This is a genomic window from Dechloromonas denitrificans (assembly GCF_001551835.1).
Taxonomy (GTDB): Bacteria; Pseudomonadota; Gammaproteobacteria; order Burkholderiales; family Rhodocyclaceae; genus Azonexus; species Azonexus denitrificans.
On record NZ_LODL01000019.1, the window covers coordinates 82687 to 90464 of the forward strand.

Annotated in this window: 8 protein-coding genes; 6 read left to right on the forward strand and 2 right to left on the reverse strand. The window is 53.5% G+C overall.

Going from position 1 to position 7778, the window contains the following annotated elements:
* Positions 1-113, reverse strand: a 113-nt coding sequence (lptM, locus tag AT959_RS22100) for an LPS translocon maturation chaperone LptM (RefSeq protein WP_420806642.1), incomplete at its 3' end; no start/stop codon positions are given.
* Between the two features lie 42 nt (positions 114-155).
* On the opposite strand from lptM, the gene cyaY reads away from it, so the two are divergent.
* Positions 156-473 carry an iron donor protein CyaY gene (gene cyaY, locus AT959_RS08210; RefSeq protein WP_066882512.1) on the forward strand — a complete coding sequence of 106 codons (318 nt, stop codon included), beginning with the start codon at positions 156-158 and terminating at the stop codon, positions 471-473.
* On the opposite strand, the gene AT959_RS08215 is transcribed toward cyaY, so the two are convergent.
* Positions 474-2714, reverse strand: coding sequence for a penicillin-binding protein 1A (locus AT959_RS08215; RefSeq protein ID WP_083518342.1), 2241 nt, complete (start codon positions 2712-2714; stop codon positions 474-476).
* Between the two features lie 227 nt (positions 2715-2941).
* Here AT959_RS08215 and AT959_RS08220 point away from each other — a divergent pair, with 227 nt between their 5' ends.
* The 5 genes from AT959_RS08220 to AT959_RS08240 form a co-directional block, all read left to right on the forward strand.
* Entirely contained in the window at positions 2942-4027 is a 1086-nt protein-coding gene (locus AT959_RS08220; RefSeq protein ID WP_066882516.1) for a pilus assembly protein PilM, read from the forward strand.
* Positions 4024-4593, forward strand: coding sequence for a PilN domain-containing protein (locus AT959_RS08225; RefSeq protein WP_066882518.1), 570 nt, complete (start codon positions 4024-4026; stop codon positions 4591-4593). The genes AT959_RS08220 and AT959_RS08225 overlap by 4 nt, the downstream gene beginning before the upstream one ends.
* Positions 4590-5252 carry a type IV pilus inner membrane component PilO gene (locus AT959_RS08230; protein ID WP_066882519.1) on the forward strand — a complete coding sequence of 221 codons (663 nt, stop codon included), beginning with the start codon at positions 4590-4592 and terminating at the stop codon, positions 5250-5252. Before AT959_RS08225 ends, AT959_RS08230 begins: the two co-directional genes overlap by 4 nt.
* 5 nt (positions 5253-5257) lie before the next feature.
* Positions 5258-5794, forward strand: coding sequence for a pilus assembly protein PilP (locus AT959_RS08235; protein ID WP_066882520.1), 537 nt, complete (start codon positions 5258-5260; stop codon positions 5792-5794).
* The coding region (locus AT959_RS08240) for a type IV pilus secretin PilQ (RefSeq protein WP_066883021.1) at positions 5791-7778 on the forward strand (1988 nt) is incomplete at its 3' end. The genes AT959_RS08235 and AT959_RS08240, both read left to right, overlap by 4 nt.

A 7778-nucleotide genomic window follows, 5' to 3' on the forward strand; every position in this document is an offset into this window, starting at 1 on the left:
TTCGGGTTGCCGAACAGGGGGGCGGGTGCCGGTCCGGGCGGCAGTTCGAGCGGGCCTTTCATGCCGCAGGCGGCAAGGCAGCAGGTCAGCAAAACGGCAGCAACTCTGGACATAAATGACGGACCGGTCAGCAAAGAGCGGGATGGTAGCACACGATGGAAGACAAGGAATTCAACGCCTTAGCCGATGCGGCTCTGGCTCGGATCGAGGCGGCGCTGGAGGCATGCGAGGCGGATATTGATTTTGAACTGGCCGCCGGCGGCGTCCTCGAAATCGAGTTCGCCGATGGCAGCAAGATCATCGTCAATCGTCACGCCGTGGCGCGGGAAATCTGGGTAGCCGCTAAGGCCGGCGGCTTTCATTTTCGTTGGGATGGTCAATCCTGGCTGGATACCCGCGACGGGGCCGAACTAATGGCTAAACTATCGGCGCTCGCCAGCCAGCAGGCCGGCGAGGTGGTGACGCTCGCCTGATCAGTCGGCCGGCGGCTTGTCCAGTTCCGGCTTGGGCTGTTCGGTCGGTTCATCCTCTTCCGGCGAGCGGGGAGCAGCGGCATTCTCGGCGTAGATATAACTCCGATCGCGGCCCTCGCCGATGCTGATCAGCCCTTCCGGTGCTTGCGGAATCGTGATCGGAACGTCGCGCAGGGCGCGGCTCATGTAGCCGATCCAGATCGGGAGTGCTGCAGCGCCGCCGGTTTCCTTGTCGCCGAGTTTTTTCGGCTGATCGAAGCCGATCCAGGCGCAACCGGCCACCGTCATCTGATAGCCGCAGAACCAGGCGTCCACATATTCATTGGTGGTGCCGGTCTTGCCGGCCAGGTCATGGCGCTTGAGGGCGACCGAAGCCTTGGCGGCGGTGCCGTAGATGGCGACGTCGCGCAGCATGGCGTCCATCATGAAGGCATTGCGCGGGTCAATCGCCCGAATCGATTCTTCGCCAGCCTGAACCTGGGCTGATTGCGCCAGCACCTGGTTTTTTTCGTCGCGGATTTCGTGGACGACATAGGGGCTGATCTTGTAGCCGCCATTGGCGAAGACCGAATAGGCGGTAACCATCTGCCAGGGGGTGACCGAACCGGCACCGAGCGCCATGGTCAGGTAAGGCGGGTGCTTTTCCGGATCGAAACCGAATTTTCCGGCGTAATCTTGGGCGTACTGCGTGCCGATTGATTGCAGGATACGGATCGAGACCATGTTCTTGGACTTGGCCAGCGCCGTCCGCATCTTCATCGGGCCTTCGTACTTGCCGTCGTAGTTGTGCGGCTCCCAGGCCTGGGCGCCGGTCTGGCTGGCCGGGATGACGATCGGCTCGTCGGCGATGATGCTGTTCGGGTTGTAGCCCTTTTCCAGCGAAGCGGAATAGATGAACGGCTTGAAGCTCGAGCCGGGTTGGCGCCAGGCCTGGGTCACATGGTTGAACTTGTTGCGGTTGAAGTCGAAACCGCCGACCAGGGCGCGAATGGCGCCGTCTTGCGGCGCGACGGCGACAAAGGCTGATTCGACTTCGGGCAATTGGGCGATCTGCCAGCCGCCCTTGTCATCCTTCTGCAAGCGGATGATGGCGCCGCGCTTGATGCGCTTGTTGGGCGGCGCCTTGTCGTCGAGCATCTTGGCGGCGAACTTCATGGCGTCGCCGTGCAGGGCGACAATTTCGCCGCCTTTCCGATAGGCACGGATCTGTTTGGCGTCGGCGGCCAGCACCAGCGCCGGAATCAGGTCGCCGGTATCGGAAATATCCTGCAGTGCTTCGTCGATCGCTTCGTCCTGATCGGACTGAATATCCTTCATGTCGAGATAGGATTCGGCGCCGCGATAGCCATGGCGCCGGTCGTAATCCATGACGCCCTTGCGCAGGCTGGCGTAGGCGGCTTCCTGCTCGGCCTTGATCAGGGTTGTGTACACCCGCATGCCGCGTGAGTAAACGTCCTCCGGGAAGCGCTCGGCCGTGATCTGGCGTGCCATTTCGGCGACATATTCGGCGTGTACCGCATACTCGGCGAGTTCACGCTTGACGATTAGCGGCTCCTTGAGGGCTGCTTCATATTGAGTGTCACTGATAAAGTTCAGTTCATGCATGCGGCGCAAGACGTATTGCTGACGAAGTCTGGCCCGTTTCGGATTGACGATCGGGTTGTAGGCTGAAGGTGCCTTGGGCAAGCCGGCCAACATGGCGGCCTCAGCGATCGAAATGTCTTTCAGCGGCTTGCCGAAATAAATCTGGGCGGCGGCGGCGAAGCCATAGGCGCGTTGCCCGAGAAATATCTGGTTGATATAGAGTTCGAAAATCTGATCCTTGGAAAGGTTGCTCTCGATTTTGAACGAGAGCAGTGCCTCATAGAGCTTGCGGGTATAGGTTTTCTCCCCGGTCAGGAAAAAGTTGCGGGCAACCTGCTGGGTGATCGTTGATGCACCCTGGCGTTTGCCGCCGCCGATCAGGTTGGCCCCAGCGGCGCGCAGGATGCCGAGATAATCGATGCCACCGTGCTGATAGAAGCGGTCGTCCTCGGCCGAGAGAATGGCTTGTTTCATGACGGGAGGGACTTCCTGGATGCTGACGACGGCGCGCCGTTCCTCGCCGAACTCGCCGATCAGGTAGCCGTCGGCGGTAAAAATGCGGAGTGGTATCTTGGGGCGGTAGTCGGTCAGTACTTCCAGTGATGGCAGGTTTGGGTAGGCCAGGATGAGAATGATCAATCCGATGGCAATAACCATGGCAACGATGCCAGCCAATATGACTGCGGGATAAAGCGCCAAGCGCAAGGGCAGAGGAAGAGAGGACAAGGGAATGACCGGTCAAAAAGGCGTTGGACCGATTATACGCTGCCCCCTGTTGCTGCCGCGAAAGTGCTTTACATGCCTGGGGCTTGTTGCTAGGATCTGAAGTGAATTATTGGTTGTTTCGCTAACTTCGCATTTTGTAAGGACTTTTTGGGGGTCTGGTGCGCTTCGATATCTCAGCGTTGTTAAATCCCAAGGCGCGTTCCTTGCTCGGTTTGGACATCAGTTCATCCGCAGTAAAGATGGTGGAACTGACTGCCAATGGGAAAGATGGCTACCGTGTCGAGCGCTACACCATTGAGGTGTTGCCGAAAGATGCGGTTTCGGATGGCAATATTGCCAACCTTGATGGCGTGGTTGATTGTGTAAAGAAAGCGTGGAAACGCTTGGGAACATCGACCCGCAACGTTGCCATGGCTCTGCCTGGCTCGGCAGTGATTACCAAGAAGATCATCGTTCCGGCTGGTTTGCGCGATGAAGAGCTCGAAGCTCAGGTCGAGTCCGAGGCCAATCAGTACATCCCGTTCGCGATCGAGGAAGTCAATCTCGATTACCAGGTTATTGGTCCGGCAACGGCGGTGCCCGATGAGTTGGAAGTGCTGATTGCCGCCTCGAAAAAAGAGCGCGTCGAGGATCGCGTTGCGGTTGCCGATGCGGCCGGCCTGAAGGCGGTCGTGGTCGATGTCGAGTCACTGGCCGTGCTGTCGGCTTTCGAGTTGATTGAGCGCCAGTTGCCCGAGGCAGGTAAAGACCAGATTGTCGCGCTGATTGATGCTGGGGCGAATGTCATGAATCTGACCGTGCTGCGTAACGGTCAGCAGGTCTATGCCCGTGAGCAGGCATTTGGCGGCGGTCAGCTAACTCAGGATATCGCCCGCCATTACGGCATGAATTTCGAGGATGCGGAAGCGGCCAAACGCGCTGGCAACCTACCTGAGGGTTATGAGGCTGAATTGCTTAATCCGTTCATGGAGAATCTGGCTCTGGAGGTCTCAAGAGCCTTGCAGTTCTTCTTCACCTCGACCCAGTACAACCAGATCGATCATCTTATTCTGGCCGGTGGTTGCGCCGTCATTCCGGGTATCGATGAAGTCGTCGCAACGCGGACGCAAGTGAATACCCTGATTGCCAATCCTTTCGCCAATATGGTGCTGTCCGACCGGGTGCGAGCCAAGAGCTTGCTGGCAGACGCTTCTTCACTAATGGTGGCGTGCGGCCTTGCCTTGCGGAGGTTCGATCCATCATGATTCGTATCAACCTTCTTCCCCATCGCGAAGAGGCCAAGAAAGAACGGCGGCAGCAGTTTTTCGTATTGGCCGGTTTGGTTAGTGTTTTGGGCTTGTTGATCGTGTTTGCGGTCTACACCACAATTGGCGGTTACATCAGTGACCAGGACAGCAACAACGAGTTCCTAAAAAAGGAAATTGCTATCCTTGATAAGGAACTGGATCAGATCAAGCGTCTCAAGGAGCAGACCCAGGCCTTGCTTGCCCGCAAGCAAGTCATTGAAAATCTGCAGCGAGACCGTGGCGAAACAGTCTATCTACTTAGCGAGATGGTCAAGCAGGTGCCTGAAGGTATCTATCTGAAGTCACTCAAGCAGGATGGCCTCAAGGTCAATGTCACCGGGTTTGCCCAGTCAAATGCGCGCGTTTCGGCTTTGATGCGCAATTTCGAGGCCTCGCCTTGGCTTGAGGCTCCGCAGCTAATAGAAGTAAAGGCCGGGGTACTCAATGGCCGTCGAATTAATGATTTTTCGATGAACGTGACCCTGACGCGCGTTAAGCCCGAAGATGCCGGGGTGAAGAAATGAGCATAAAGGCAGTTTCGCTTCCCAAAGTCGATTTTCAGGCGATCGCCGACGATTTTCGGTACATGAACCCGAATGATCCGGGGGCGTGGCCTTTAATTCCGAAGATTACGGTGTTGTTCGGCCTGTTTGTGCTGTTGTTGATTGGTGGCTGGTGGTTTGTCTGGAGTGATCAGCTACTCGAGCTCGAGACCAAACAACATGAAGAGGAAGCACTGCGACAGCAGTACCTCGACAAAAAGCGCCAAGCGGTTAACCTTGATCTCTATACTCAGCAGCTTGCCGAAATAGATCGATCATTTGGTGCCTTGCTCAAGCAATTGCCAAATAAATCAGAAATTGAAGCCTTGCTGATCGAAGTCAATCAAGCGGGTTTGGGGCGTGGCTTGCAGTTCGATCTGTTTAGGCCCGGGGCTGAACAGATGAAGGATTTTTACGCAGAATTGCCGGTGGCGGTGAAAATAAATGGCTCCTACCATGATATCGGGGCATTTGCAGCTGATGTTGCAAAGCTGCCGCGAATTGTAACGTTGAATAATATTTCCATAACACCGGTCAAGGATGGTGCGTTGACCTTGGATGCTTCAATCAAGACCTTCCGCTATCTAGATGATGAGGAAGTTGCTCGGCAGAAGAAAGCTTCTCAAGGAGCGAAGAAGTGAAACGGATGATTCTCTTCAGCTTGTGCGGGGTCTTGGCAGCGTGTTCCAGCGGTGATCATGAAGAACTGCGTCAATGGATGGCAGAAAGCGCCAAGGATATGCGGGGTAATATTCCAAAACTACCCGAAGTTCAGCCTTATCAGCCAGTGCCGTATGATGTCGAGGCTCAACTTGATCCCTTCAAACCGGGAAAAATTGAACCTGAATCGAAATATAAGCAAGCGGCTGGAAAAGGGGGGGCATTTCAGCCGGATTTTGAGGCAAGAGAGCTTAGAAATAGCTTGCTTGAGAAATATCCGATTGAGTCACTGAAAATGATTGGCTATTTAAATGTAAATAAACAACCTCTTGCTGTGGTCCAGGTTGATGACAAGGTCAAGCAAGTTAGGGTTGGTGATTACATCGGCCTCGACTTTGGTATGGTGACCAAAATTACCGATAAAGACGTTGAGTTGCGTGAGTTGATACAGGATTCTGCTGGTGATTGGAGTGAGCGTAAAAGCTCGCTGTTCCTGCAGAGCAAGGAGGGAAGCAAAAAATGAAATTTATAACTTACGTGCAGGTTGCAATTTCGGCCTGTTTTGCCTTCATCTCCCCATTGCATGCTGAGTCGGTTCCGGCGAATAGCATTGAGGCGATCAATGTCGCACAGCAGGGCAATGAGATTGCAGTAAAAATTGACCTCAAAGAGCCTTTGACTACGCCGCCAGCAGGATTTAGTGTGGCAAATCCCGCAAAGATCGCTTTTGATTTCCCGTCTACGGCAAATGGGTGGGGGAAAAATAGTCAGGCGCTCAATGAGGGCGATTTACGTAGCATGAATGTTGTACAAGTCGGGGAGCGCACTCGGGTGGTCCTAAATTTGGTACGTAACATGAATTACACGACTCGTCTTGATGGCAAGTCGCTGTATGTTGTTTTGGCGCCGATAACCCGGTTGACCGACTCTGCTGCGCAGCGGGCGACTCGCTTCTCTGAAGAGAGTGCCGTTGGTAGCAAGCATTCTGTCCGTGACATTATATTCCGGCGCGGCAAGGATGGTGAAGGCAGAATTATTGTTGATCTCAGTGACAGTGGCACGGCAATAGATATTCGCCAGCAAGGAAGTGGGTTAATTGTCGACTTCATGAAAACGACAGTACCCGATCATCTTCGGCGCAAGCTTGATGTGCTTGATTTTGCTACTCCTGTCAGCTTTGTAGAGACAAAGGCACAGGGCGAAAATGTTCGTATGACTGTTTCCCCCAAAGGGCTTTGGGAGCATAACGCTTATCAGAGCGATAACCAGTTTGTCATTGAAGTCAAGAAAATCGTCGAAGATCCTAATAAGTTGGTTCAAGGCTCAAAGACTGGTTACCAAGGGCCAAGAGTCAGCATCAATTACCAAAATGGAGATGTTCGCGCATTGTTACGCTTGATGGCTGAAGAGTTGAATTTGAATGCGGTCATTAGCGAAACGGTTACCGGAACAACAACCTTGGTGTTGAAGGATGTGCCGGCCGATCAGGTAATTGATATTATTTTCCAGCAGAAGGGCCTAGATATGCGCAAGAAGGGCAATATCATCATGATTGCCCCCCGCGATGAAATCGCTACTCGAGAAAAACTGGAATTTGAGTCCAAGCAGCAAATCAGTGATTTGGAACCTCTGCAACTTGAGCAGTTCGTTTTGAACTACCAAAAAGCTACTGATGTTGCTCGTTTGTTGGCAGGTTTGGCTCCTGTAGGTGGGGCAGCAGGAGTGCCGGGGGCGGCACAGCGTATCCTTAGTAAGCGGGGGAGCGCTGTGGCTGATCCTCAGTCCAATATCATCTTCATTAATGACATTGCCAGCAAACTAGAAGAGATTCGGACTTTCATAAAGGCAATTGATATTGGAGCGCGTCAGGTCTTGATCGAAGCTCGCGTGGTTGAAGCTAATGACAGCTTTAACCGAGCCCTAGGTGCAAAGCTCAATTTCATCAACTCTCAGGGAACCCAGGTCGGTGGAAGTGGGATATACACAGTAGGTGGTTCGGTGACTCCTGGTACCACAAGCGGTGGTACAACTACTCCCGCAACTTTGGTGCAGAACTCCATGGTTGGAGTTAACTTGCCGTCCTACACCTCTACAGGTGGGACGTTAGCGCTTTCATTATTTAATGCGTCTCTGAGCCGCATTCTGAATCTTGAGATTGCGGCTTTGGAATCGGATGGTATTGGTAAGATTATCTCTAGTCCTCGCGTCATTACTGCCAATAATGTAAAGGCAAAAATCGAAGATGGTACCGAGGTTCCTTACGTGGTTACTCAGATCAGTGGTGGTGCAACTACCCAAACCGTTAGTTTCAAATCTGCCAAACTTTCACTTGAGGCAACACCGCAAATAACTCCGGAAGGTACGGTAAAAATGGCATTGATCGTCAAGAAGGAAGAGCCTGACTGGACCCGGGCTGTATTGAATAATCCCCCGATCAAGAGTTCTATTGTCGAGACTAATGTCGTTGTTGAAAATGGCGGTACTGTTGTTATCGGTGGTGTTTTTAT

What these genes read in the sequence shown, in the direction of transcription:
- cyaY (WP_066882512.1), top strand. Translation starts at nt 156, where the DNA reads ATGGAAGACAAGGAATTCAACGCCTTAGCCGATGCGGCTCTGGCTCGG.
- AT959_RS08215 (WP_083518342.1), bottom strand. Translation starts at nt 2,714, where the DNA reads ATGGTTATTGCCATCGGATTGATCATTCTCATCCTGGCCTACCCAAAC.
- AT959_RS08225 (WP_066882518.1), top strand. Translation starts at nt 4,024, where the DNA reads ATGATTCGTATCAACCTTCTTCCCCATCGCGAAGAGGCCAAGAAAGAA.
- AT959_RS08230 (WP_066882519.1), top strand. Translation starts at nt 4,590, where the DNA reads ATGAGCATAAAGGCAGTTTCGCTTCCCAAAGTCGATTTTCAGGCGATC.
- AT959_RS08235 (WP_066882520.1), top strand. Translation starts at nt 5,258, where the DNA reads ATGATTCTCTTCAGCTTGTGCGGGGTCTTGGCAGCGTGTTCCAGCGGT.